Annotated in this window: 25 protein-coding genes; 18 read left to right on the forward strand and 7 right to left on the reverse strand. The window is 59.6% G+C overall.

Annotated elements, in window-relative coordinates; translation table 11 throughout:
- The first annotated feature begins 77 nt into the window (after positions 1 to 77).
- A complete protein-coding gene (locus tag EK369_RS05765) occupies positions 78 to 605 on the forward strand; it encodes an HdeD family acid-resistance protein (RefSeq protein WP_164726892.1) in 528 nt (175 codons plus the stop codon).
- Between the two features lie 54 nt (positions 606 to 659).
- On the opposite strand, the gene EK369_RS05770 is transcribed toward EK369_RS05765, so the two are convergent.
- Positions 660 to 1,346 carry a rhomboid family intramembrane serine protease gene (locus EK369_RS05770; RefSeq protein WP_127112747.1) on the reverse strand — a complete coding sequence of 229 codons (687 nt, stop codon included), beginning with the start codon at positions 1,344 to 1,346 and terminating at the stop codon, positions 660 to 662.
- A gap of 74 nt (positions 1,347 to 1,420) precedes the next feature.
- On the opposite strand from EK369_RS05770, the gene trpS reads away from it, so the two are divergent.
- The 16 genes from trpS to EK369_RS05850 all read left to right on the forward strand — a co-directional run bounded on the left by trpS (position 1,421) and on the right by EK369_RS05850 (position 16,504).
- Complete coding sequence (gene trpS / locus EK369_RS05775; protein WP_127112748.1) at positions 1,421 to 2,458, forward strand: tryptophan--tRNA ligase; 1,038 nt, start codon at positions 1,421 to 1,423, stop codon at positions 2,456 to 2,458.
- Between the two features lie 284 nt (positions 2,459 to 2,742).
- A complete protein-coding gene (locus EK369_RS05780) occupies positions 2,743 to 4,638 on the forward strand; it encodes a PhoX family protein (protein ID WP_127112749.1) in 1,896 nt (631 codons plus the stop codon).
- A gap of 146 nt (positions 4,639 to 4,784) precedes the next feature.
- The gene (locus EK369_RS05785; RefSeq protein ID WP_127112750.1) at positions 4,785 to 5,654 is read left to right on the forward strand and encodes a branched-chain amino acid aminotransferase; all 870 of its coding nucleotides are present in this window, start codon (positions 4,785 to 4,787) and stop codon (positions 5,652 to 5,654) included.
- 70 nt (positions 5,655 to 5,724) lie between these two features.
- The gene (locus EK369_RS05790) at positions 5,725 to 6,180 is read left to right on the forward strand and encodes a universal stress protein (protein WP_127112751.1); all 456 of its coding nucleotides are present in this window, start codon (positions 5,725 to 5,727) and stop codon (positions 6,178 to 6,180) included.
- 1 nt (position 6,181) lies between these two features.
- Entirely contained in the window at positions 6,182 to 7,270 is a 1,089-nt protein-coding gene (locus EK369_RS05795; RefSeq protein ID WP_127112752.1) for a COG3904 family protein, read from the forward strand.
- Positions 7,271 to 7,347: 77 nt separating this feature from the next.
- Positions 7,348 to 7,911 carry a NifU family protein gene (locus tag EK369_RS05800; RefSeq protein WP_127112753.1) on the forward strand — a complete coding sequence of 188 codons (564 nt, stop codon included), beginning with the start codon at positions 7,348 to 7,350 and terminating at the stop codon, positions 7,909 to 7,911.
- Positions 7,912 to 7,922: 11 nt separating this feature from the next.
- The gene (locus EK369_RS05805) at positions 7,923 to 8,360 is read left to right on the forward strand and encodes a GFA family protein (RefSeq protein WP_127112754.1); all 438 of its coding nucleotides are present in this window, start codon (positions 7,923 to 7,925) and stop codon (positions 8,358 to 8,360) included.
- Entirely contained in the window at positions 8,357 to 8,941 is a 585-nt protein-coding gene (gene tsaB / locus EK369_RS05810) for a tRNA (adenosine(37)-N6)-threonylcarbamoyltransferase complex dimerization subunit type 1 TsaB (RefSeq protein WP_127112755.1), read from the forward strand. Before EK369_RS05805 ends, tsaB begins: the two co-directional genes overlap by 4 nt.
- Positions 8,938 to 9,351: a GNAT family N-acetyltransferase gene (locus EK369_RS05815; RefSeq protein WP_127112756.1), complete on the forward strand. Its 414-nt coding sequence runs from the start codon at positions 8,938 to 8,940 to the stop codon at positions 9,349 to 9,351. The genes tsaB and EK369_RS05815 overlap by 4 nt, the downstream gene beginning before the upstream one ends.
- A gap of 161 nt (positions 9,352 to 9,512) precedes the next feature.
- On the forward strand, positions 9,513 to 10,517 hold the full coding sequence (locus EK369_RS05820; protein WP_127112757.1) for a BMP family lipoprotein: 1,005 nt from the start codon (positions 9,513 to 9,515) through the stop codon (positions 10,515 to 10,517).
- An 81-nt stretch (positions 10,518 to 10,598) separates the two neighbouring features.
- On the forward strand, positions 10,599 to 10,958 hold the full coding sequence (locus EK369_RS05825) for a molecular chaperone GroEL (protein WP_127112758.1): 360 nt from the start codon (positions 10,599 to 10,601) through the stop codon (positions 10,956 to 10,958).
- Positions 10,955 to 12,547, forward strand: a complete 1,593-nt coding sequence (locus EK369_RS05830) for an ABC transporter ATP-binding protein (RefSeq protein WP_127112759.1) — start codon at positions 10,955 to 10,957, stop codon at positions 12,545 to 12,547. The genes EK369_RS05825 and EK369_RS05830 overlap by 4 nt, the downstream gene beginning before the upstream one ends.
- A gap of 1 nt (position 12,548) precedes the next feature.
- Entirely contained in the window at positions 12,549 to 13,646 is a 1,098-nt protein-coding gene (locus EK369_RS05835; protein WP_127112760.1) for an ABC transporter permease, read from the forward strand.
- Positions 13,646 to 14,614 carry an ABC transporter permease gene (locus EK369_RS05840; protein WP_127112761.1) on the forward strand — a complete coding sequence of 323 codons (969 nt, stop codon included), beginning with the start codon at positions 13,646 to 13,648 and terminating at the stop codon, positions 14,612 to 14,614. Before EK369_RS05835 ends, EK369_RS05840 begins: the two co-directional genes overlap by 1 nt.
- Positions 14,615 to 14,820: 206 nt before the next feature.
- The gene (locus EK369_RS05845; protein WP_127112762.1) at positions 14,821 to 15,738 is read left to right on the forward strand and encodes a sulfite exporter TauE/SafE family protein; all 918 of its coding nucleotides are present in this window, start codon (positions 14,821 to 14,823) and stop codon (positions 15,736 to 15,738) included.
- Between the two features lies 1 nt (position 15,739).
- Positions 15,740 to 16,504: a TIGR02186 family protein gene (locus EK369_RS05850; RefSeq protein ID WP_127112763.1), complete on the forward strand. Its 765-nt coding sequence runs from the start codon at positions 15,740 to 15,742 to the stop codon at positions 16,502 to 16,504.
- Positions 16,505 to 16,511: 7 nt separating this feature from the next.
- Here EK369_RS05850 and EK369_RS05855 read toward each other — a convergent pair whose 3' ends face one another.
- From EK369_RS05855 to EK369_RS05885, 6 genes are all read right to left on the reverse strand, one after another.
- On the reverse strand, positions 16,512 to 17,240 hold the full coding sequence (locus tag EK369_RS05855) for an SDR family oxidoreductase (RefSeq protein ID WP_127112764.1): 729 nt from the start codon (positions 17,238 to 17,240) through the stop codon (positions 16,512 to 16,514).
- Positions 17,237 to 18,760 (reverse strand): ATP-dependent DNA helicase, encoded by a 1,524-nt coding sequence (locus EK369_RS05860; protein ID WP_127112765.1) that lies wholly within the window; start codon positions 18,758 to 18,760, stop codon positions 17,237 to 17,239. Before EK369_RS05860 ends, EK369_RS05855 begins: the two co-directional genes overlap by 4 nt.
- A gap of 42 nt (positions 18,761 to 18,802) precedes the next feature.
- Positions 18,803 to 19,453: an acyl-homoserine-lactone synthase gene (locus tag EK369_RS05865; RefSeq protein WP_127112766.1), complete on the reverse strand. Its 651-nt coding sequence runs from the start codon at positions 19,451 to 19,453 to the stop codon at positions 18,803 to 18,805.
- A gap of 88 nt (positions 19,454 to 19,541) precedes the next feature.
- On the reverse strand, positions 19,542 to 20,261 hold the full coding sequence (locus tag EK369_RS05870; RefSeq protein ID WP_438672157.1) for a helix-turn-helix transcriptional regulator: 720 nt from the start codon (positions 20,259 to 20,261) through the stop codon (positions 19,542 to 19,544).
- A 386-nt stretch (positions 20,262 to 20,647) separates the two neighbouring features.
- Positions 20,648 to 21,934 carry a crotonyl-CoA carboxylase/reductase gene (gene ccrA, locus EK369_RS05880; RefSeq protein WP_127112769.1) on the reverse strand — a complete coding sequence of 429 codons (1,287 nt, stop codon included), beginning with the start codon at positions 21,932 to 21,934 and terminating at the stop codon, positions 20,648 to 20,650.
- 153 nt (positions 21,935 to 22,087) lie between these two features.
- Complete coding sequence (locus EK369_RS05885; RefSeq protein ID WP_127112770.1) at positions 22,088 to 23,446, reverse strand: 1-acyl-sn-glycerol-3-phosphate acyltransferase; 1,359 nt, start codon at positions 23,444 to 23,446, stop codon at positions 22,088 to 22,090.
- A gap of 298 nt (positions 23,447 to 23,744) precedes the next feature.
- Between EK369_RS05885 and EK369_RS05890 the strand changes: the two genes are divergently transcribed.
- Complete coding sequence (locus EK369_RS05890) at positions 23,745 to 25,739, forward strand: protein meaA (RefSeq protein WP_268920606.1); 1,995 nt, start codon at positions 23,745 to 23,747, stop codon at positions 25,737 to 25,739.
- The last annotated feature ends 67 nt before the right edge of the window (positions 25,740 to 25,806 follow it).

A 25,806-nucleotide genomic window follows, 5' to 3' on the forward strand; every position in this document is an offset into this window, starting at 1 on the left:
TGACGTTACCTTTTCCTTGCTTTATGAAGGGCGTCGGCGTTTTCTGTCGGCATTCAGAAAAACGAGGGGAGTTCGTTATGGGTAATTGGATGATCTTGATGATACTGGGCGTCCTGGGCGTGATCGCCGGGTTGATGGCCTTGTTCAATCCGTTCGGGGCCTCGATGGCGGCCACGGTGATTGCCGGGTGGTCGTTCCTGATCCTGGGCGCGTTGCAGATCTACGAAGGGCTGCGGTCAGAAGGCTGGGGCGGCAAGGCATGGTCGATCCTGATGGGCGTTGTGGCGGTCTTTCTGGGGGTGAACCTGTTGGCAAGACCCTTGGAAGGCATGATCGCGCTGACCATCGTCGTTGGGGCGATGTTCCTTGCGTCGGGGTTGTTCAAGCTGATTGTCGGCTGGCGCATCCACAAGTCCGAGCTGAAATGGGCCGTGGTGATCTCGGGGCTGGTGTCGGCGGTGCTGGGCTTTATGGTGCTGAGCAACATTCCGGGATCGGCCGTTGTGACGCTGGGCGTGCTGTTGGGTATCGAACTGTTGTCGAGCGGGGTCAGCATGGTGGCGCTGGCGCTGGCGCGTAAAGCGGGAGGCGTTCAGAACGCCTGATACAGCGACATTGGAAGAGGTTCGAAAGGCGCGGGTCTGTCCCGCGCCTTTTTTTTAATCGCGGCGCATGTAGGACCGGATACGCGCCCAGCCACCGGGGACGAGGAAAAACGACATCAGGAAGCCGCAGGCAAAGCCGGCCACGTCGGCCACCCAGCTTGCGTTGCCGCCAAAGATAAGGCCAAAGAGTAGCTGGATGCCGACAAGAAAACCGATCAGCGTAAAGGCTCGGGCCTGATTTTCGCCTAGCTGGCCCAGCCGGGTCCAGAGCAAAAAGGTAAAGGCCCCCAAAAGGCCATAGACACCGGGATAAGCGCCGATCAGCGGCGCGGGGCTGTCGAGGATCAGCGCAAAGATCACGGCGCCGAACATTCCCGAGAGCAGAAACACGGTCAGCGTGGCGAGCGCCGAGAACACCTCGCCCACCATTTTGCCAAGGGCCAGCAACAGCACGCTGGCAAAGGCGGCGTGGGTGAAGTTGCCGTGCACAAAGAGATAGGTCGCGGTGCGCATGACATGTTCAAAGGGCCACTGCCCCTCGATCAGCATCCAGTCAAAAATCTCGCCTACAAAGGCATATTTCTGCAAAGCCGCCAGCCGCCAGCCAATCGCCTCTTGTCCGCCGATGATGCCCCGCGCGCCCAGGGTGAAGATCACTTCGATCCCGATGATCACCAAAAACAGCGCCACCACGACGGGAGGGAGCGGGTTGATCGGGCTTTGGTGATCGGGATTGGACATGCCTGGCGCTCCTTGACGGCGATTGGGGTCATGGGTAAGGCAAGCTCACCCATAAATCCAGACGGAGAAACACCATGTCCGAGGCGGTCCAAACGTCCTCTCAATTCACCCCGCGCGTCTTCTCGGGAATCCAACCCTCGGGTGGGCTGACGCTCGGCAATTATCTGGGCGCGATGAAGCGCTTTGTCGATATGCAGAATGTCGGCAACTTCGAGACCATCTATTGCATGGTCGATCTGCACGCGATCACCGTCTGGCAGGACCCCGAAAAGCTGCGCCATGCCACGCGCGAGCTGTGCGCCGGGTTCATTGCCGCAGGCATCGACCCGGAACAGTCGATCCTGTTCAACCAGTCCCGCGTGCCGGAACACGCGCAGCTGGCGTGGATTTTCAACTGCGTCGCCCGCATGGGCTGGATGCAGCGCATGACCCAGTTCAAGGACAAGGCGGGCAAGAATGCGCAGAATGCCTCGCTGGGCTTGTTTGCCTATCCGGCGCTGATGGCGGCGGACATCCTGGTCTATCACGCGACCCATGTACCGGTGGGCGATGACCAGAAGCAGCATCTGGAGCTGACCCGCGACATCGCCATCAAGTTCAACCATGACTATGACACCGAGTTCTTTCCGGTGACCGAGCCGGTGATCGAAGGTGCCGCGACGCGGGTGATGTCGTTGCGCGATGGATCCAAGAAGATGTCGAAATCCGATCCGTCGGATGCCAGCCGTATCAACATGACCGACGATGCTGACACCATCGCCAAGAAGATCCGCAAGGCCAAGACCGACCCCGAAGCCCTGCCCTCAGAGGCCAAGGGGCTGGAAGGTCGCCCCGAGGCGGCGAACCTCGTCAATATCTATGCCGCGCTGGCGGATATGAGCGTGGACGCGGTTCTGCGCGATGTGGGCGGCAAGCAGTTTTCCGAGTTCAAGCCGATGCTGTCGGAGCTGGCCGTTGAAAAGCTGGCGCCGATCTCGACCGAGATGGCGCGTCTGACGCAGGATGCCGGTGAGATCGACCGTATTCTGGATCGCGGTGCAGAGCGTGCCCGCGAGGTGGCAGCGCCGGTTCTGAAGAAGACCTATGAGATCGTCGGAATGGTTGGCGCCTGAGAAACCGGGAGCGCCCGGCGACGTGGCGCTCCCGCCCCGGTCACATCGCTGACGCGATTTGACCGCGTTGGGCATAGCTCAGCAGAGCTGAGCCTGCTGAGGGGCGCTGCCCCTCTGGGCCTGAAGGCCCATTCACCCCGGAGTATTTCTGGCAAGATGAAGCCGGGGGCGTCTTTGACCTGTTACACAGCTTTCATCTGGTTGTCGCGAATCTGACTCGTTGTGGCCCTAGCAATTGCGGCGAAACGTAATAGGTCTGAGACCACGAACCTTCGGAGCCAAGAATGAGCCAAGACGAGCTGTCCTTTGACGAACATGATGAGCGGATCAATCCGCGCGCAGAAGAAACTGATTTCGACCGTGTGGTTGAAAGCGCATTGTCGCGCCGGGGGTTCCTTGGTGGGGTGATGACCTTTGGCCTGGGCTCGTTCCTGGTTGGCACCACGGCGCTGACCCGTGACTCTGTAGCCATGCAGATATCGCCTGATCGATTTGGCTTTGCCCAGGTGGCGGCCAATGTTGAAGACACCATCACCGTGCCCGAGGGCTTTACCTGGGAGCCGGTGGTGCAATGGGGTGACCCGCTGTGGTCGGATGTGCCGGAGTTTGACGATGCCACCCGCGGGACCGCCGCCAGCCAGGCGCGCGCTTTTGGCGACAACAATGACGGCATGTCGATCTTTACCAAGAACGGCCGCACCGTCATGGCGATCAACAACGAATACACCAACCGCAAGATCATCTGGGGCAACCGGCCTGAAGGCAAACCTGCGGAAGCCGATGACATCGAAAAGGGTATGATGGCCCATGGTGTGTCGGTCTTTGAGGTGGCACGCGACGATGCGGGCAACTGGCAGGTGGTGAAAGACAGCGATCTGAACCGCCGCATCACGCCGCGCAGCGAGATGGACCTGACTGGCCCCGCCGCTGGTCACGACCTGATGAAGACTGACGCTGACCCATCCGGCACCAAATCTCTTGGCACCTGGAACAACTGCGGCAACGGCGAGACCCCCTGGGGCACTTACCTGACCTGCGAAGAGAACTTTAACGGGTATTTCTCGGCTGCGGACGAAGCCCACGAGGTCAGCGCCGAGTTGAAGCGTTATGGCGTGTCGTCGAAGGACTGGGGCTATGGCTGGGCCAAGGTGGATGACCGCTTTGACGTGGCCAAGAACCCCAATGAGCCGAACCGCGCCGGGTACGTGGTTGAGATCGACCCGTTTGATCCCACGGCCACCCCGAAAAAGCGCACCGCTCTGGGCCGTTTCAAGCATGAGAATGCGGCGGTGGTGATCGCGGCCAACGGCAAGGCTGTTGTCTATCTGGGTGACGATGAGCGCGGTGAGTTCCTGTACAAGTTCGTCTCGGCGGGCATCTATTCGGCCACAGGCGATAACTCGGACCTTTTGGCCGAGGGTGATCTGTTTGTCGCCAAGTTCCACGACGACATGCGCGGCGAGTGGCTGGCGCTGACCCCGGATACCACCGGCATGAGCGATGCAGAGATCCGCATCCACACCCGTCAGGCGGCGTCGAAAGTGGGCGCAACCACCATGGACCGCCCCGAGTGGGTGGCGGTGAACCCGACCCGGGCAGAAGTGCATGTGGCGCTGACCAACAACAAGAACCGCGGCAAAAAGCCGAACGCCGGAGGGGATGACACCTCGGTCAACGGACCAAACCCGCGGGTTGGCAACAACTATGGCCAGATCGCCCGCTGGATGCCGGACAACGAAGATCACACCGCCACAGGCTTTGCCTGGGACCTGTTTGCGCTGGCCGGAAACCCCGAGGTACATTCGGACGCCTATGCCGGGTCGGAAAACATCAACGCGGGCAACATGTTCAACGCGCCCGACGGGATGGCCTTTGACCAGACTGGCCTGTTGTGGATCCAGACCGATGGCAAATACTCGAACGAGGGTGACTTTGCCGGGATGGGCAACAACCAGATGCTCTGCGGTGACACTGTGACCGGCGAAATCCGCCGCTTTCTGGTGGGTCCGAAAGAGTGCGAAGTCACCGGGATCTGCTGGTCGCCGGATCGTCGCACCATGTTTGTGGGCATCCAGCACCCGGGCGAAAAAGGCAATTCGCACTTTCCGCGCGGCGGTACCAGTGTGCCGCGTTCCGGTGTGTTTGCGATCCGTCGCGAAGATGGCGGCCTGATCGGCTAAAACTGGAAAGCCTTGTCCGCAAGTCGCTTTGCAAACCCTGTCCCTACACCCCCGGTTGTCCCCGCAGCCGGGGGTGTTCATTTGGGATGGACCTTGTCCAAAGGCAGGACTAGCATCCCGGCGTATGCGAGTATGAGGGGAAAGACATGGCTGTCAGCAAGACTGTGAAGACCTATTTCAACGGCACTTGGCATGACGGTGACGTACCGGTCATGCGCGCGGCAGATCATGGCAGCTGGCTGGGCACCACCGTGTTTGACGGGGCGCGTTGCTTTGAGGGCATGACGCCGGATCTCGAGCCGCATCTGGCGCGGGTCAACCGGTCGGCCGAAGCGCTGATGATGCGGGCCACCATGGCGGTTGAGGACATGCTGGAGATCACCCGCGAAGGGTTGAAGATGTTTGCTCCTGATGAGGCCGTCTATATCCGCCCGATGTACTGGGGCATTGATGCCAACATGGAGACGAGCGCCATTGCGCCATCGCGCGAGGAAACCGGCTTTGCCATTTGTCTCGAGGCGATCCCCATGGCGACGTCCGATGCCTCGACCACGTTGACGCGCACGCGGTTCCGCCGCCCGGTTCTGGAGGATGCGGTGGTCAACGCCAAGGCAGGGTGCCTGTACCCCAACAATGCCCGCATGTTGGTGGAGGCCCGCAGCAAGGGGTTTGGCAACGCGCTGGTGGCAGATGCCATGGGCAACGTGGCCGAAACCGCGACAGCGAATGTGTTTATGGTCAAGGATGGCGAAGTCTTTACCCCCATCGCGAATGGCACGTTCCTCGCCGGGATCACCCGCGCGCGACACCTGAAAAACATGCGTGACGACGGCATGGCCGTGCATGAAACCGTGCTGAGTTTCGAAGATTTCGCAGCGGCGGACGAGGTGTTCCTGTCGGGGAATATGGCCAAGGTGACACCGGTCACGGCCTTTGATGATCGTCAGTATCAGGTGGGTCCCGTGACCCGCCGGGCGCGCGAGATGTATTGGGACTGGGCACTGTCGGAAAAGTAGGGGGCACCCAATTCGGCCCTTGCTCTGGCCCCAGCTTCCCGCCATTGTCGTCAAGCAATGGAGGACCCTGATGCGTAAGTTTCTTGTCGTGTTGGACGATAGCCGTGAATGCCTGAATGCCATGCGTTTTGCCGCGATGCGGGCGGCGCATACGCAGGGGGGCGTGCAAATCCTGTCGGTAATCCCACCAGATGAATTCAACCACTGGATTGGTGTCGGAGACATCATGCGCGAAGAGGCCCGCGAGAGGATCGTGGCGCATTTCGAAGTCTTCGCCAAGTGGATGCGGGACAAGCAGGGGGTCGACCCCGAGCTGGCAATCCGCGAGGGCGAACCCGTGACCGAAATCCTGGCGCAAATCCGGGAAGATGCCGAGATTGGCGTTCTGGTCCTGGGTGCCGGTGACGACAAGAAGGGTCCCGGCCCGCTGGTGACACAGATGTCACGCAACTCGGGCAGCCTGCCGATCCCGATCACGATTGTTCCGGGAGATTTGTCCAAGGAACGGCTGGAAGCGATCACCTGATATGCTGCGCCTGGCTGCTCTTGTCGTGCTTTGTACGCTGGGGCTGAGTACGCGCGGCAGCGCGCAATCCTTTCTCGATTTCACCTGTTTGCGGGGCAGTGCAGCCACCTGCTTTGTGCTGTTTGAAGGGCCCATCGAAAAGGGATTGACCGAGCGGTTTGAGGCTTATGTCGAGGAAGAAGGTGTTGAGGGCGCGCGGCTGATCCTCAACAGTCCTGGCGGCAATCTGGCCGAGGCCCTGAAATTGGGTCGCCTGTTGCGCGATTGGGAATGGACCACCCATGTCGGTAGCAGCGAAGGGTGGTTCCGCACCTCGGACGGCTCTCTGGATATGCACGGGGCTGATGACTATCCGCAAGGCGGGCGTTGTGAAAGCGCCTGTGCCTACGCCTTTATGGGGGGCGTCAACCGGATCATGGGCAAGGGCAGCCTGCTGGGGTTCCACCGTTTTCAGGCGCCGGGCAAGGTGATCGACGGTGACTCGGCCCAGGCGATATCCGGTCAGTTGATTTCCTATATTCTGGAGATGGGCGTTGATGCGCGGGTCTTCGTGGTGGCCAGCGCAGAAGACAGCCATTCGATGTTTCACCTCGATGGCACGCAGGCCTCGGGCTATGATCTTGTGACCCCGTCCGGCTTTGCCGCCTTTGCGCTTTTTGCCAAGGACGAGGGCGTCATTGCCCGGTCTGAGCGTCAAAGCCCGATCCAGCTCTATGATATTGCCGAGAGGGTGACGCTGTTTTGCAGTGGAGGCACGCCGATGGTGAGCATGTCCAGTTCTGAGCTATACCTTGAGGACGGGAGTTATGTGTCCTTTTTCACCGGTGTGGGCATGGACCCGGAGGCCTTTGAATTCCAGCAGGACTTTGAGATCGACGCAACCGCGGTCACGGTGTCGGAAACGGATGTGGACTATACCCTGACGGCCGAACTGAGCGATGAGATCGCCGCAGCGATGTTAAGCGCAGAGGATATTCACCTGTCCTTTGGCGTGGCGCCGGTGGATGGCGGGCCCCTGGATCTGGAGCTTGTGCCGACCACCGCAGACCGGCAGGCCATGGCGGCGGCGTGGAAGTTCTGTATCGACTGAAAGGTTTAGAATCATTCCAAACCTTGACAGTTTGAGGTCAGAGGCGCATATCCATTCCTGACAAGAAAGGTCCGCCAATGTTTATTCAAACCGAATCCACACCGAACCCCGCGACGCTGAAGTTCCTGCCCGGTCAGACCGTGCTGGAGATGGGTACTGCGGATTTTCCGACGGCGGATGGGGCCGAAGCTTCGCCTCTGGCCACGCGCATCTTCGCTGTCAAGGGCGTAAAGGGCGTGTTCTTTGGCACGGACTTTGTCACCGTGACCAAGGCCGATGACGTTGAATGGGACCACATCAAGCCAGCCATCCTTGGCGCGATCATGGAGCATTTCCAGTCGGGCCAACCGGTGATGGCAGGCGAAGGCGGCGCGCCGTCGGGTCACGCGGAACACCATGGTGAAGACGGTGAAATTGTCGGCCAGATCAAAGAGCTGCTGGACACCCGCGTGCGTCCTGCCGTGGCGCAGGACGGTGGCGACATCACGTTCCACGGATTTGACCGGGGCGTTGTGTATCTGCACATGCAAGGCGCCTGTGCGGGCTGCCCATCGTCGACGCTGACGTTGAAAATGGGCATTGAGAACCTGCTGCGCCATTACATTCCGGAAGTGACCGAGGTGCGCCCGGTCGCCGTTTGAGCCACCGCGCCATGACGACCACACCCAAAGAGATTACGGGACGGTGCTATTGTGGCGCCGTCTCTTTGCGTTCCGGGACTGCGCCGCTGACTGTGGCCTATTGCCATTGTGACGATTGTCGCCGCTGGACCGGCGGTCCGGTGGGGGCTTTTGCCGCGTTTCGCGAAAACGACTTGATGGCAACGCCGGATCAGGGTGATGGCGTTTCGCATACCCCCGGAGTCTCGCGGTGGAACTGCGCGGAGTGCGGGTCGCCGCTGATGGCGCGGTTTGATTACCTGCCGGGTCAGGTTTATGTGCCGTTGGGGGTTCTGGATCAGGCTGAAGACCTGCCGCCACAGCTGCATTGCCACGCGGGATCGTGTTATTCGTGGCTCAGGATTGAAGACGGGCTGGATCGGGCAGAGCGCTCGGGCCGTGACCAGTTGAACGAGGCACAGGACAGATGAGCGACACCGGACTTTTGGTACTGGGGTTTGATACCTCGGCCCGTCATTGTGCGGCTGCCCTGATGCGTGGCGACACGGTTTTGGTGCAGCGCAGCGAAGAGATGGCGCGGGGTCAGGCCGAGCGGTTGATGCCGCTGCTGGAAGAGGTTCTGGCTGAAGCGGGCGTGACCTGGGATGATCTGAATGTGATCGGCGTAGGGGTCGGCCCCGGAAACTTCACCGGGATTCGCATTTCGGTCTCGGCGGCACGGGGGTTGGCGCTGGCGCTGGATGTCCCTGCGGTGGGGGTATCGAGTTTTGAGGCCACCTCGCTGGATATTGAGGGCCCGCATATCGCCGGGGTCGAGGCGCCGCGAGGACAGGTTTACACCTGCCCGCCCGGTGGCACGCCCAGTCTGGAGCCCGAGGCCCCGACCGATGGCCCAAGGCTTGTTCTGCCGCCGGACCCTGACAGGTTGGCCGTAAATATCGCCCGAGTCGCGGCGACCCGACGCGAAAAAACAGCGCGCCCGGCGCCGCTGTACATCAAGGCCGCGGACGCTGCGCCACCGCGCGATCCCGCGCCCGTGATCCTGTCATGACACCCGAGGCGCTGGCGGTGATCCATGCCGCCGCCTTTCCCGCATCGCGGGGATGGTCGGCAGAGGAATTCACAGCACTTTTGGCCTCATCCCATTGTTTTATGGTGTCTTTTCAAGACGCCTTTGCCCTGGGTCGTGTGATTGTGGACGAGGTCGAATTGATCACGATTGCCACCCATCCGAACCATCAGGGCCAGGGTCTGGGGCGTCGATGCCTGCAGGGTTTTCAGGGCGAGGCGCGTCGGCGCGGTGCAACCAGCGCCTTTCTGGAGGTGGCAGCGGACAACAGGCTGGCCATCCACCTTTACGAGTCGGAAGATTGGCACCGAACCGGCCTGCGCAAAGGGTATTACGCGCGCCCCTCGGGACCACCGGTGGATGCGGTGCTCATGCACAAATCACTGACCTAGGGTCAGGCGCCGAAATCGCAGAATCCTGACCAAATCGTCAAATCTCCCTTGACCCTACCCTCTCTCTGCGGCCTTACTTGCAGATGATCTGACTGGATCAATGAGTCCGACGGGCCGGCATTAAGACCAAAAATGGCCCGGAAACCACTTGGGAGAGATACATGACCCTGATGAAGAAACTTCTCGGCGCTGCGGCTGCTGTGGCTGTCACTGCTGGCACGGCCTTTGCTGAACCGGCGCTGATTTTCGACCTTGGCGGCAAGTTCGACAAATCGTTCAACGAAGCAGCCTTTAACGGTGCCACACGTTGGGCCGGTGAGTTTGGCAAGTCGTTCCTGGAAATCGAACTGCAGTCGGAAGCCCAGCGCGAACAGGCGCTGCGCCGTTTCGCCGAAGCGGGCGCCAACCCGGTGATCACCACCGGCTTTGCCTTTGCCACGCCGGTTGAGGCTGTGGCCCCGGATTACCCGGACACCAAGTTCGTCAACATTGACGGCTGGATGCCCGAAGTGCCGCCAAACGTGCAGCTGATCAACTTTCAGGAGCACCAGGGGTCGTACCTGGTAGGTATGCTGGCGGCGATGGCGTCAAAAACCGGCACCGTTGGCTTTATCGGCGGTATGGATATTCCGCTGATCCGTCACTTTGGCTGTGGCTATGCACAGGGTGCCAAGGCTGTGAACCCGGACATCAAAATCGTTGCCAACATGACCGGCACCACGCCGGCGGCCTGGAACGATCCGGTGAAAGGTTCGGAGCTGACCAAGGCGCAGATCGCGCAAGGGGCTGACGTTGTTTATGCCGCTGCTGGTGGTACCGGCGTTGGCGTTCTGCAGACCGCAGCCGACGAAGGTATCCTGTCGATCGGCGTGGACAGCAACCAGAACCACCTGCATTCGGGCAAGGTTCTGACCTCGATGCTGAAGCGCGTGGACGTCGCCGTTTACAACGCGATGAAGGATGGTGAAAACCTCGACACCGGTGGCTTCACCACCCTGGGTCTTGCCGAAGATGGTGTTGGCTGGGCGCTGGACGAGCACAACGAGTCGCTGATTTCGGCCGAGATGAAGCGTGACGTGAACAAAGCACGTGACGCCATTATCGCAGGCGATCTGGAAGTCACTGCTTACTACACCAACGACTCTTGCCCGGTTCACGAGTTTTAATCAGAACCGAGTTTGAATAACGAGGGCCGTGCCATTGCGGCGCGGCCCTTTGCTGTTTCGGCCCTCTGATCAGGATTGCCCATGCTAGACAAATACATAGAACCGTTTTTTGCCGCCTGGTGTGAACCTGATGCCGAGGCTCGTGCTGCCGCCTTGCGCGACGCGATTGGCGATACATTTACCTATTCCGACCCCATGTTCCCCAGACCGATGTCGGACGTTGGTGAACTGATCGACTATGTTTCGATGTTTTTAGACAGATCGCCGGGAAGCACTGTCCGGGTTGTAAACCTGAACCAGACAGGCCGCGCGTTCCTTGCCACGGTTGCGTTCGCGCCACCGGAAGGGGTGGAACAACAGGGCCAGTACTTTATTGAAATCGACGATGAATGCCGCCTGAGGCGGCTGGTCGGCTTTGTCGATCAGGGAGATTCTGCATGACCGCACCTGCCATCGAGCTCAAAGGTATCTCCAAGGCTTTTGGCCCTGTCCAGGCCAACAAGGATATCTCGATTTCTGTCCAGCCGGGTACGATCCACGGCATTATCGGAGAAAACGGCGCCGGGAAGTCGACGTTGATGTCGATCCTCTACGGTTTCTACAAGGCCGACAAAGGCGAGATATTTATCAAAGGTCAAAAGACCGCCATTCCCGACAGCCAGGCCGCGATTGCCGCCGGGATTGGCATGGTATTCCAGCATTTCAAGCTGGTCGAAAACTTTACGGTTCTGGAAAACATCATCCTTGGGGCCGAGGACGGTGCATTGTTGCGCCCGTCGCTGGCCAAGGCGCGCAGCGAGCTGAAGCATCTGGCGCAGGAGTATGAGCTGAACATTGATCCGGATGCGGTGATCGAAAACCTGAGCGTCGGCCACCAGCAACGTGTCGAAATCCTCAAGGCGCTGTATCGGCGTGCCGAGATTCTGATCCTGGATGAACCGACGGGCGTGCTGACCCCGGCTGAGGCGGATCAGCTGTTCCGCATTCTTGATCGCCTGCGGGAAGAAGGCAAAACCATTATCCTGATCACCCACAAGCTGCGTGAAATCATGGAAATCACCAACACGGTGAGTGTGATGCGCCGGGGCGAGATGACCGCGACGGTCAAAACCTCTGAGACCAGCCCGGAACATCTGGCCGAGCTGATGGTGGGCCGCAAGGTGTTGCTGCGTGTTGACAAGAAGCCCGCAACTCCGGGCGACGTCGTGCTGGAAGTCGAAGGGCTGCGGGTCATCGACGAAAAAGGGGTCGAGCGCGTCAAGGGCATCGACCTTACCGTACGCAAGGGCGAGATACTGGGCATCGCGGGCGTTGCTGGCAATGGCCAGTCAGAGTTGCTGGAAGTGCTGGGCGGCTTTGCCGACGGCACCGGTACCATCCGCATGAATGGCGTGACCCTTCCACTGATGGGCAAGGGTGCGGACGGGCAATCGCGCCGTCATGCAGGCATCGCCCATGTGCCGGAAGACCGCCAGCGCGAAGGGTTGATCATGGAGTACACCGCGTGGGAGAACGTGGTGTTTGGCTATCACCTCGATCCCGAGTACCAGTCGGGTATCCTGATGGACAACGCCGGGATTCAGGCGATTGCGCAGGAAAAGATGGACCGTTTCGACGTGCGTCCGCCACATCCCAAGCTGGCGGCCAAGAACTTTTCCGGCGGCAACCAGCAAAAGATCGTCCTGGCGCGCGAGATCGAGCGCAACCCGGACCTGTTGCTGATCGGCCAACCCACGCGCGGTGTCGATATCGGCGCCATCGAATTCATACACCAGCAGATCATTGCGCTGCGCGATCAGGGCAAGGCGATCCTGTTGGTGAGTGTGGAACTGGACGAAATCCTGTCGCTGAGCGACCGTATCGCGGTGATGTTCGATGGGCACATCATGGGTGAACGCGTGCCCGACCAAACCAACGAGAAAGAGCTGGGCCTGCTGATGGCGGGCGTGACGCAGGAACCTGCGGCGGATGCAGCCAAGGTCGTGGACCAACAATTTGCCTTGCAAGACGAAGAGCGGGGGGGCGCATAACATGGAAAAGATGCCACATTGGGCGGATATCGTCCTGATCCCGCTGATCTCGCTGTTTCTGGCAGCCATCCTGTCAGCGCTGGTCATTCTGGCAATCGGAGAGAACCCCTGGGCGGCGTTCAAGCTGATGGTGGATGGCGCGCTGATGCGATCCTCCGGCTGGGGGTACACGCTCTATTACGCCACAAACTTCATGTTCACAGGGCTGGCCGTCGCCGTGGCGTTTCACGCGCGGATGTTCAACATCGGCGGCGAAGGTCAGGCGATGCTGGGGGGACTGGGCGTGGCCTATGTGTGCCTGTTCATCCCGTGGCCACATTGGTCGCTGGCGCTGATCGGGGCGAGCCTGGGGGCGGCCATGTTCGGGGCGCTCTGGGCGCTGATCCCGGCCTATCTGCAGGCCAAGCGCGGCAGCCATATCGTGATCACCACGATCATGTTCAACTTTATCGCCGCCGCAGTGCTGAACTATTTCCTGGTGAACGTGCTGCGCCCGCCTCGGTCCATGGACCCGGCGACCAAGACCTTTCCGGATGCCACGCACCTGCCGTCGTTCCGCGACATGTTCTCGACCGCTGAGACCATCATGTTCCGCGGCGCGCCTGCGAACGTCACGTTCTTTATCGCGCTGGCGGCCTGCGTGCTGGTCTGGTTCCTGATCTGGCGCACCAAGCTGGGCTATGAAATCCGCGCCTTTGGGCATTCGGAAAGCGGCGCGAAATACGCCGGTATTTCACCGGTGCGGATCACCGTAATCTCGATGCTGATCTCGGGTGCTCTGGCGGGCCTGATGTCGGTCAACACCACCATGGGCGAAAGCGAGCGGCTGGTGCTGAACTCGACCGAGGGCGCAGGCTTTATCGGGATTGCCGTGGCGCTGATGGGGCGCAGCCATCCGTTTGGCGTATTCCTCGCCGCGATCCTGTTCGGCTTTCTCTATCAGGGCGGTGCGGAACTGGCATTGTGGACGAATATTCCCCGCGAGTTGATCGTGGTCATTCAGGCGCTGGTGATCCTGTTCACCGGGGCGCTCGACAATATGGTGCGCATGCCGCTTGAGAAACTGTTCCTCGCGTTGCGCAAGAAGGGAGACGCCTGATGGATTTCCTGACCCTTCTGCAACTTTTGGACACCACGGTCCGGCTGGCCACGCCGCTTTTGCTGGCCTGTCTGGCGGGGCTATACTCTGAACGCGCCGGGATTTTCGACATCGGCCTGGAAGGCAAGATGCTGGCAGCGGCGTTTTTCTCGGCGGCTTTTGCCTATAGCACCGGGTCAGTCTGGCTGGGTTTGCTGGCAGGGGTCGGCGTCTCGCTGGTTTTGTCGGGCATACACGGGCTGGCCTCGATCACGTTCCGGGGCAATCAGCTGATCTCGGGGTTGGCGATCACCATGCTCGCGGGCGGTATGACCGTGCTGATCGCGCAGGACTGGTTCAAACAGGGTGGCCGAACGCCACAGTTGGTGGGTGCTGCACGTTTTGAGCCGATCACCCTGCCCTTTGCCGAGAGCCTTCAGGGCGTGCCATTCTTTGGACCGCTGTATTACGAGCTGATTTCGGGTCACCCGATCCTGGTTTACATCGCCTTTGCGCTGGTGCCGATCACATGGTGGGTGCTGTTCCGCACCCGGTTCGGGCTGCGGCTGCGCGCCGTGGGCGAAAACCCGGCCTCGGTCGACACGGCCGGTGTTTCGGTGGTGGGCCTGCGCTATGCGGCGGTGATGATCTGTGGCGTACTCTGTGGTCTTGCCGGTGCCTATCTGGCCACCGCCCTGCAGGCCGGGTTCGTCAAGGATATGACCGCAGGCCGCGGCTATATCGCGCTGGCGGCTCTGATCTTTGCCAAATGGCGACCCTGGTATGCGCTATGGGCAACATTGTTGTTCGGTCTGTTCCAGGCGCTGGAACTGCGCCCCGACCTGATCGAGACCGTCATCGGGATCAAGGTGCAGGTACAGGTGCTGGGCGCGTTGCCCTATGTACTGACGGTTGTCATCCTCGCCGGGTTTGTCGGCAAGGCAATCCCGCCCCGCGCAGGTGGCGAGCCCTACGTCAAAGAGCGCTGATTCTGTTTCGGCAACCTTCGGGTTGCCGAACGCACCTTCTGAGCTATAGCCCCATGGGGTTAGGCGGGCCCAAGGGGTGTCTTAACTTCCTAAATGGTCTCCCGAAGCCAGTTTTCCGAGCTTTCTAAGTCCAAACGGTCCTTTTTCAGCTGTCCAGCCCGGTCGGACAGGTTGCAATGCTGCATTGCGACACGCTAAAGGAGGACATGCAGATATACCTCCCGATTGCCGAAGTCTCCGTGAATGCCTTTCTCCTTCTGGGGCTGGGCGGAATCGTGGGGATCCTGTCGGGAATGTTTGGTGTCGGCGGCGGCTTTCTGATGACGCCGCTTTTGTTCTTTATCGGCATCCCCCCCGCCGTGGCCGTTGCGACCGAAGCCAACCAGATTGTCGCCTCGTCCTTCTCCGGCGTGTTAGCGCATCTCAGGCGAAAGACCGTCGATCTCAAGATGGGCGTGGTGCTGCTGATCGGGGGACTCGTCGGGGCAGCACTGGGGGTTTTGCTGTTCAACTACCTGAAATCGCTGGGCCAGGTCGATCTGTTGGTCAAGCTTTGCTATGTCGTATTCCTGGGCGTCATCGGCGGATTGATGTTCATCGAGAGCCTGAACGCCATCCGGCGCGCAAAACGCAACGCTCCGACCGGAAAACGCAAGAACCACAACTGGATTCACGGGTTGCCGTTCAAGATGCGGTTCCGGGTTTCCGGCCTTTACATCTCGGTCATCCCACCGTTGCTGGTTGGTCTGTGCGTCGGTGTGCTGGCGGCGATCATGGGCGTGGGCGGCGGTTTTATCATGGTGCCCGCGATGATCTATCTCTTGGGCATGCCGACCAAGGTTGTGGTTGGCACGTCGCTGTTCCAGATCATTTTTGTCACCGCCTTTACCACGCTGTTGCATGCCACAACGAACTACACGGTGGACATGGCGCTGGCGGTTTTGTTGCTGATAGGGGGCGTGATCGGCGCACAGATCGGCACACGCATTGGCACCCGTCTCAAGGCCGAACAGTTGCGCGTCCTGCTGGCGCTGATGGTGCTGGTGGTTTGCGGTAAACTGGCGCTGGATCTTCTGTTGATGCCAACCGAGCTGTATTCGCTTGGCGCGGCAGGAGGGCATTAAGATGATGGCACGTCTGTTCGCCCTGATCCTATTCCTCGCCAGCCCGCTGATGGCGGAAGAGGTCGTGCTGGGCATGAGCCAGAACCGCATCGCCATCACCGCGAATTTCGATGGCTCGGAAATCCTGTTGTTCGGCGCTGTCAAACGCGAAGAACAGATTCAGTCTTCGCCGCCGCTTGAGGTTGTTGTGGCGATTTCCGGCCCCTCTCAGCCGGTCACAGTGCGCAAGAAGTCCAAAAAGCTGGGCATTTGGGTCAACACCGAAAGCGTCGATGTCGATCTTGCCCCCAGCTTTTATGCCGTGGCCACCAGCGGTCCCTTTGACGAGATCATGAGCCATGTGGAAGACCTGCGCCACAAGGTGTCTATCTCGCGGTTGATCCGTTCGGTCGGTGCTCCGATGGACGTACAGAACGCACAGCGGTTCTCGGACGCGGTGGTACGCATTCGCACTGACAACGGGCTGTATCAGATGCTGGAAGGCGCCGTGGATGTGGATCAGCAGACCCTATTCCGCACCTCGATCAAGCTGCCTGCGAACCTGACCGAAGGCGATTACTCTACCCGGATATTCCTCACCCGAGGTGGCGAGGTGGTGTCGCACTATGAAACCACCATCGACGTGCGCAAGGTTGGGTTGGAGCGTTGGCTTTTCAACCTGTCACGCCAACAGCCATTGGCCTATGGCTTCTTGTCGCTGGCCATTGCAATCATTGCAGGCTGGGGAGCTTCGGCAGCCTTCCAGTTCATACGCCAGGGCGGGTAAGTCGCGATTATCCGCGCCCGATGTAAGGCATTTTTGTTGCCATCACGGTCATGAATTGCACATTCGACGTTAGCGGCATTTGCGCCATGTGCAGCACGGACCGCGCAGCGTCTTGTACATCCATTGTCGGGTTCGGTGGGCTGCCATCTGCGATCAGTCGGGCATTGAGATCGCGCACCATATCGGTTTCCGCATTGCCGATGTCAATCTGACCGCAAGCAATGTCAAAGGCCCGCCCGTCGAGCGACAAAGTCCGCGTCATCCCGGTGATGGCATGCTTGGACGTGGTGTAGCTGATCGACCCCGGACGCGGATTATGCGCCGAGAGCGAACCGTTGTTGATGATCCTGCCGCCCTGAGGCGACTGATGGCGCATCTGTTTAAAGGCCAGTTGCGCACAGATGAACATGCCCCGGATGTTGACGTTCAACACCTCTTCGAAGCTGTCCAGCGGCACCTCGTCAATCGGCCCCGGCACCCCAAACATACCAGCGTTGTTGAACAGGGCATCAAGCCGTCCGGTGTGTTCGGCGAAACGGTCAAAGGCTTGGGCCATGGCCGCAGGGTCCGTGACATCGCCGGGCAGACAGATCGCGCGTTCGTGCCCATCGGCCACGGCCTGGAGCCTGTCCGCACGGCGCGCAATAAGGCCCACGGTCCAACCTGCATCCAGAAAAGCGCGCGCAGTGGCTTCGCCGATACCCGAGCTGGCCCCTGTGATGATGATGGATGTCACTGAATTTCCTCCTCAAGCTTCAAAGGCGCGGGCGCGACCTGCAAATCATCGACACGCAGTGGCCCTGATGGGCGCGACAGCCGGTTGCGCACCACCCAATGCAAACGTTCCTGGGCCCGGGTGATCGCCACATAGGCCAATCGTTTCCAAAGCGGTTGCCCGGCTTCGACCCGACCCATTTTGGCCGCGACATAAAGATCGGGAGCAAAGACCTGAACATCCTCCCACTGGGAGCCCTGGGCCTTGTGGATGGTCACGGCAGCACCATGCAGAAACGTGGCCCCCATGCGGGCGGCAAAGGGGATAAAGGGTTCTTCCTCATCCGGTTTCTCGATCTTGACGATAGAGGCCGCCGAGACCTGTGGATCTTCGGCGCCGATCACATGCAGGCGAGAGAATCCGGGTTTGCGGCCGGGGCCAAGGTAGATCACCTGCGCGCCCTTGATCAGACCGCGCGCCTCGAGGTCGAGACGCTTTTTGCGGTGCTTGAGAGGCAATTCGATGCCGTCACAGATCAGTGGCTCGCCTTCGAGCATTCTGTCTTCGGGCGCGTCATAGACGGCGCGAAAAGCGTTGATCAAACGAATGCGGGTGGCATTGCGCCAGACCAGCACAGGGCTGCGCGCCATCAGGTCGACCTCGACCCGCTGTCCCCAGATCACCCGGTCATCCCGTTTGGCGGTTTCTTCAACCATCTGTTCGAAGCTGTGAAAATCAAGCTGCGGATCAGCCAGCGCATGGGCGAGATCGAGGATCGGGTTGTCGGCATCCTGACGGTGGATGCGGTGCAGTTCGAACTTGGACTGTTCCGGCATGGTGTCAAAAATCATGGCGCCGGATTGGTTCACCGGGGCCAGCTGAGCCGGATCACCGAACAACAGGAGCGTGGGGAAGATTTCCTTAAGGTCCTCGTATTGGCGATCATCGAGCATGGACCCCTCGTCGACAAAGCCAATATCCAACGGCTCGTCACGGCGTTTCCATCCTGTGATGAAATCCGACCCGCGCAGCCCTGCCGCCGCCAGGGCACCGGGAATGGATTTGTGAGTCTGATAGAATGCAAAAGCGCGGTTCAGCGCCTCTTCTGTCAGCCCCTCGATCTCGGGGCGATCCCCCTGCCCTGCAAGCCACTCGGCGATACGTTCGTACTCGGGGTCATAAACTGGCGTGTAAAGAATGCGGTGGATCGTGGTGGCGGGCACGCCGCGCATACGCAGAACACTGGCAGCCTTGTTGGTGGGGGCGAGGATGGCAAGGGTGCGCCGATCCTTGGTGCGTTTGCCTTCGTAATCACCGGAAACAATATGCACACCCGCGGCTTCGAGGTCTTTCACCAATTCGGCCAGCAAAAGCGTTTTGCCTGATCCGGCCTTGCCAACGACCGCAGCCACCGAAGATTTGCCGTCACGCGGTGGTGTCAGAAGGCTGTCTTCGAGGTTCACACCGGCCGCACGCAGCATCTCGGTGATGTTATCAAAGGCCGCAGCCTGGTCTTGGGAAAGGGTGAGCGCGCTGTCCATGGGGCGACCCTACAACCGCCCCAAGGGAAGCGCCATGTGCTTTTAGGCGCTTTGCGCAACTTGCGGAGTGACGTCCGAGGAAGCCCCGCCACCAAAGGCCATATCAAACCACAGGCGCGAGGTTTCCAGCGGGATGCCCGCCCGCTCGCCCACGGCTTTGCGCGCTTCGTCAGAGAAGCTCCAGAGGCCGACGCTGATCCGGTCGCGCCCCTCACCAACACTGCCCAGCACCTCGGGGGAGGAGCCAATCATGCGGTAAATCCGAACCATGCGTGCGTCAAACACGCCAACATAGTGCTCGACCCCAAATCCGGTCATGACCTCGCCGCCCGCCAGCATCAGCGCGGCTGCGGTGCGTGGCTCGGCATCGCGGGCAAGGCAGAAACGGGTGCACTCCCAAATCAGAGGGCTGGAAATACGAACACCATCGGTAAGGTCCAGAAAGTGGTCGTTAACCATGCAGGGGCCAGTCGTGGGCAAAAGCCGCATGGACCCGCCATGGGTTCCATCGGGTTTTTCCCAGATGACATACAGCGGATTCAGGGCGTCATATTCGTCGTGCTCTTCACCCTGGTCGTCCACCTGGACCTCCCAGCCCAGGCGGATTTTGAACTGATCCGCCCTGTCATGAAACATCGAGCGGCGCAGCTTGGGGTACTGGTGGAGGTCGTTGGCATAAATGTAACGGATCATTCTGGCATCTCTTCCCGTTTGAAACAGGGAAAGTGCTAGTCAGGCAGAGTTAATCGGCTCCTAACGGCCCGTACGACCGTTAACCATTTCAGACCACGATCAGCCCCCTGCTGAGTGCCTTTGCTACCGCATGGGTTGTGTTGAGCGCCCCCAATTTCGAACGCGCGGACTCGATATAGACCCGCAAAGTGTGCTCGGAAATCGACAAGGTATCGGCGATCTGCGCCCGGCTGTATCCCATGGCCACGAGTGTCATTGCATCGATCTCACGCGGGGATAGCGCGCGGGATTGTTCCTGGCTGCGACCGGGTTCGAGTTCGAGCGCTTTTTGATTGAACTCATGGGCGATCAGGATCAGGTCACGGCGATTGCTGGCAGTGAACCGGGCCCAGTCTTCGTCCGAGCAATGATGGCTCGCCGTGAAGAGGGCAAACTGTCCGATAGGACCGCGGATCGGCACCGAGAACCCCTGATTGCCGATACCATGCGCAATGGCATCGGCCTGAAACCCGCGGGCGGCCTTGGACGACCAGTCCAAACGCTTCCAATCCACGGGATGAAACCTTTGAAAACAGCCAATTATGACGGGATCGACGCGCAGATAATCCTTGTCGAGATAGCGCTGCACCCAAGCGTCGGGATAGGTGCCGCAGCCGTATTGCTCTCCGTTAGAGCTGACCCAATGATAGACAAGGTGATCGACACGAAAATGATCGCGAAGCCTTACGATAGAGTCCTGAAGCGCCTCAAGCTCGTGCGCTTGCCCGAGTGCTTCCAGAATAACTTCCCGCCGTGCGATCATCCCCATGAGCCACCAAACCCGTCATATCGGAGACACTGACGATTTCGATCGCGGCGACCTGTCGGGTTTCTTCCAGCTGATCTGCCAGAACCTTGAGGTCGTTTGACTGTGCAAAAGTCTTCAGATCAGAGAGAACGTCGAGTATCCAATCATATTTCATATTAACTCTCGTTTTCAGTGGTTAATGAAAGGTTAATACAAGTATAGCACGAGTGTCTTTTATTCATAAATTCGCACAATTACCCTCCCCTAAAATAGCGAGGGGGTGTCCCGGCAAGGGTCTGAAACACAAGAAAACACCTGAAAACAAAGAAAACACCCGCAAATCCGGTGTGGATTCGCGGGTGATTCGGTCGTTAACCTTTCGGAAGCGTTAAGCGCCCGTTAACGATTCATTTACCGGCTTCGAGCACGTCCTCGACGGTGCGCAGGCCGGTTTTGGGGGCCTGAACCAGCACTGCCATGTTGCCGGGCTTGTGCTCGTTGCGCAGCATCTTGGTGTGCGCGGCGGGAATCTCGTCCCAGGCGAACACTTCGGACATGCAGGGATCAAGACGACGTTCGCACATCAGGCGATTGGCGCTGGCGGCCTGCTTCAGGTTGGCAAAGTGCGACCCCTGCAGACGCTTTTGGTGCATCCACATGTAGCGCACGTCAAAGGTGGTGTTGAATCCCGAGGTGCCCGCGCAGATCACAACGATGCCGCCCTTTTTCACGACCAGGGTCGAAACCGGGAAAGTCGCTTCGCCAGGGTGTTCGAACACCATGTCAACGCTGACGCCTTTGCCGGTGATGTCCCAGATCGCCTTGCCGAACTTTCGTGCCTCTTTCAGCCAGGCGTTATACTCTGGCGAGTTCACGGTGGGCAGTTGCCCCCAGCAGTCAAAGTCCTTGCGGTTGATGACGCCTTTGGCGCCTTGATCCATCACGAACTGGCGTTTGCTTTCGTCCGAGATCACACCAATCGCGTTGGCGCCTGCGGTGTTGGCCAGCTGGATCGCGTAGGACCCCAGACCGCCCGAGGCGCCCCAAACCAGAACGTTCTGACCCGGACGCAGTTCATGCGGGTGGTGGCCAAACAGCATGCGGTATGCGGTGGCGAGCGTCAGGGTGTAGCAGGCTGCCTCTTCCCAAGTCAGGTGTTTGGGGCGCGGCATCAGCTGCTGGGCCTGTACCTTGGTGAACTGAGCGAACGAGCCATCCCCGGTCTCGTAACCCCAGATACGCTGGGTCGGCGAGAACATCGGATCACCGCCGTTACATTCTTCGTCGTCACCATCGTCCTGGTTACAGTGGATCACGACCTCGTCGCCCACTTTCCAGTTTTTGACCTTGTCGCCCACTTTCCAGACGATGCCCGAGGCATCGGAGCCGGCAATATGGAAATCCTGACCGTGCACGTCAAACGGCGAGATCGGCTGACCGAGGCCCGCCCAGACACCGTTGTAGTTCACGCCTGCGGCCATCACGAGCACCAACACTTCGTGGCTGTCGATGTCCCAGGTGTCGACCACCTCTTGTTGGAACGACTGCTCGGGCTCGCCATGGCGGTCGCGGCGGATCGCCCATGCATACATTTTCTTGGGCACATACCCCAGGGGCGGCATTTCGCCGACTTCATACAGGTCTTTCTCGGGCGCCTCGTAGGGGGCGATGGCAATTTCGGTATCCAGAGCCATTTTCGTCTCCTTTTGTTACGGGTTTTGCCGCGATGCAGAATCGCGCGTCTGATGTTGTGATATTGGCGGCCTTGTAATAATGCAACCACAATTGGAGGCATTTTGTAATTTTATGACTCTGCAAACGCAGAAAAACTTTCTGCAGTTGCAAAATCAGCGCAACAGATGCCGGATCGAATTCGCGTAGAAAGCCAACGCGTCGGATTGCTCCGGGTTTGGCGCGTAATACCCCATATCTTTGGCAATGATACGCCGCTCCATCAGAGTCCTCAGACCAACCTCGGTGGCGTAGCTCAGATCATCGCGCGGCAGGTGGATGTGGGCCTGATCGAGCTTCACAATCCAGGTAGCAAACTGGGCTTCAATGGCGGCACGGGAAATCGGCTTGTCCGCGCCTTCGATTATTGCCGCGATCATGGGCACTGGCAGCACTGGAACGACGCTTTCGATACGGCGCATCAGTTCACGAGCCAGAGATTTTGTCACGTCGCCCTTGGACCCAGCGCTGAACTCGGTCAAGGACAAGGGGTGGCCAAAGCTGACGGCGGCATACCCAAACTTGTGATAGCGGCCACGCAGACGCAGCCAAATCTGTTTGGTCAGAAAGCCAACGATGACGTTGATCCGTGCACGAAACCCACGCCCACCCCGAGCCAGAGCCTCAAGCAGAATGCGGTCTTCGAGCACGCGGTCATAGTTCAGGGCGACGGGCACAAAGACCACATCGCGGGTCTCTGGGTCAAATCCGTCGGTAATGTATTTCAGCAAACCCAGTTTGGGTGGTTGAGGGGATCCGTCGAGGGATAAGCCACCCTCGGGAAACATCGCCTGCGTGACACCGCCGTCAGTGGCCAGGCGGACGTAGCGCGCCAGCACCTTGCGATAAAGGGCATTGCGGGATTTGCGCCGGATAAAGTAGGCCCCCATGGCCTTGATCAGGCGCGACAAGGGCCAGACCCGCGCCCACTCTCCGACGGCATAAGCCAGCGCAGAGCGCTCAGCCGCAAGATAGGTCACCAACACATAGTCCATGTTCGAGCGGTGGTTCATGACAAAGACGACGGTTGAATCCCGCGGGATATTCTGCAATCCGCGTTCATCGAAATGGGCCAGGCGGACGCGATACAGCGCACGGCTGAGCATCTTGGCAGCGCGAATGGCAAAACCGAAGTAAGCTGAGGCGCTGAACGACGGCACGATCTCGCGCGCATAAGACTTAGCCTCTTCAAAAGCGACATTTTCGGGGATGCCCTCTTCGCGGGCGTGTTCCACAATCGCGGCGGTGACCTCGGGCGAATACATCAGGCGCTGGATCATGTCGTGACGTCGGGCCAGCTTGAACGGCTCAATCGGGCGCTCTAGCCGTTGGTTGAGCCGTTTGACCGCGCGTTCCATGCGCCGACGGAAGAACCAGCGCACCGAAGGGAACAACAGGTGGCTGGCGGCCGTCACCGCCGCGAACAGCAGGATCAGCACAAAGAGCCACAGAGGGAGTTCGACCGTCGATGTCATTATGCAAACCTTGCAGGAGCGGCGTGCCGGGTAAATATAAAAGTGTAATGACCACCGCAATACGGGGCTTCGTATGACATCCATAACGGTCGAACGCGGGTTTTCCGCAGAGCAGGTTGATGCGGTTGCGAAGCTTTGTGGCCGGTGAGACCGAAAACCTGAGACCGCTGAAGCGCGTCTTTGGCTTTTCTTCGAGCGTTGCCATGCGATATGCTGTGCCTGCAAAAGAAATACGCCGCGACGCAGCGAATTGACTTGCACATGATATTTCGCATATCTACGCTCTGACGCAACAAAATTGCCCAACCGATTCACGAGGACACCCATGTCGCAGACGCAGAAAGACCGCCCCTGGCTGATCCGGACCTACGCTGGCCACTCGACCGCAAAGGCCTCAAACGCGCTGTATCGGTCAAATCTGGAAAAAGGTCAGACGGGTCTGTCTGTGGCTTTCGATCTGCCAACCCAGACAGGCTATGACAGCGATCATGTTCTGAGCCGGGGTGAAGTGGGCAAGGTCGGTGTGCCCGTCTGCCACCTGGGTGATATGCGCACCTTGTTCGATCAGATCCCCCTGGATCAGATGAACACCTCGATGACGATCAACGCCACGGCCCCCTGGCTGCTGTCGCTGTACATTGCGGCAGCCGAGGAACAGGGCGCGGATGTTTCCAAGCTGCAGGGCACAGTTCAGAACGACCTGATCAAGGAATACCTGAGCCGCGGCACCTATATCTGCCCGCCGAAACCCTCGCTCAAGATGATCGCGGATGTGGCCGAGTATTGCTACACCAACGTGCCGAAATGGAACCCGATGAACGTCTGTTCCTATCACCTGCAAGAGGCCGGTGCGACGCCCGAGCAGGAACTGGCCTTTGCGCTGGCCACCGGGATTGCGGTTCTGGACGAATTGAAACCGCGGGTTCCTGCCGAAGATTTTGGCCCGATGGTGGCGCGGATTTCGTTCTTTGTGAACGCGGGCATCCGGTTTGTCACCGAGATGTGCAAGATGCGCGCTTTTGTCGATCTGTGGGATGAAATCTGTCAGGAACGCTATGGCGTCACGGACCCGAAACACCGCCGCTTCCGCTATGGCGTGCAGGTGAACTCGCTGGGATTGACCGAACAGCAGCCGGAGAACAACGTCTACCGCATCCTGATCGAGATGCTGGCCGTGACGCTGTCGAAAAAGGCTCGCGCGCGCGCTGTCCAGCTGCCTGCATGGAACGAAGCGCTTGGCCTGCCGCGGCCATGGGATCAACAGTGGTCCATGCGCATGCAGCAGATCATGGCCTTTGAAACCGACCTCTTGGAATATGACGACCTGTTCGATGGCAACCCGGCCGTTGATCGCAAGGTGGAAGAGCTGAAAGAGGGTGCGCGTCACGAGTTGGCCAACCTTGGCTCCATGGGCGGCGCCATTGGCGCGATCGACTATATGAAGGCGCGTCTGGTGGAATCAAATGCCGAACGTCTGAACCGTATCGAGGCAGGCGAAACCGTTGTGGTTGGCGTGAACAAGTACCAGCAAGGCGAAGCCTCGCCGTTGATGACGGGCGATGGCGGTATCATGGTTGTGGACCCTGCCGTGGAACAGGAGCAGATTGACCGCCTGAACGCATGGCGCGACGAGCGCGATAATGATGCGGTGGAAAAGGCCCTTGCGCATCTGCGCGCGGCTGCCAAGGCAGGGGAAAATGTCATGCCCGCCTCAATCGCGGCAGCCAAGGCCGGAGTCACCACCGGTGAATGGGCCGCGCAGATGCGCACCATTCACGGGGAATATCGGGGACCAACCGGCGTGTCGGCTTCGCCCTCGAACAAGACCGAAGGCCTTGATGACATTCGTGATGCCGTGGACGCCGTGTCTGATCGTCTGGGCCGTCGTCTCAAGTTTGTGATCGGTAAACCCGGCCTTGATGGTCACTCTAACGGGTCAGAGCAGATTGCCTTTCGCGCCCGCGATTGCGGCATGGACATCGAATACGACGGCATTCGCCTGACCCCGGAAGAAATCGTGGCTTCGGCCATCGAGACCAAGGCGCATGTCGTAGGTCTGTCGATCCTGTCGGGTAGCCATATCCCGTTGGTCCAAGACATGATGAACCGCATGCGCGAAGCCGGGCTTGGCGATGTTCCGGTGATTGTGGGTGGTATCATTCCCGACGATGACGCCGAGCGCCTGCGCGCCATGGGTGTGGCGCGGGTTTACACGCCCAAGGATTTCGAGCTGAACACGATCATGATGGACGTTGTAGCGCTGGTGGATCCCAAGGCTGTCGCAGCTGAATAATCCAAGCAACTCGAGACTGAAAAAGCCCCGAAGCCTGAGCTCCGGGGCTTTTGCCTTCGGCGAGAGT

Source organism: Shimia sediminis (assembly GCF_003990645.1).
GTDB classification, from domain to species: Bacteria; Pseudomonadota; Alphaproteobacteria; order Rhodobacterales; family Rhodobacteraceae; genus Shimia; species Shimia sediminis.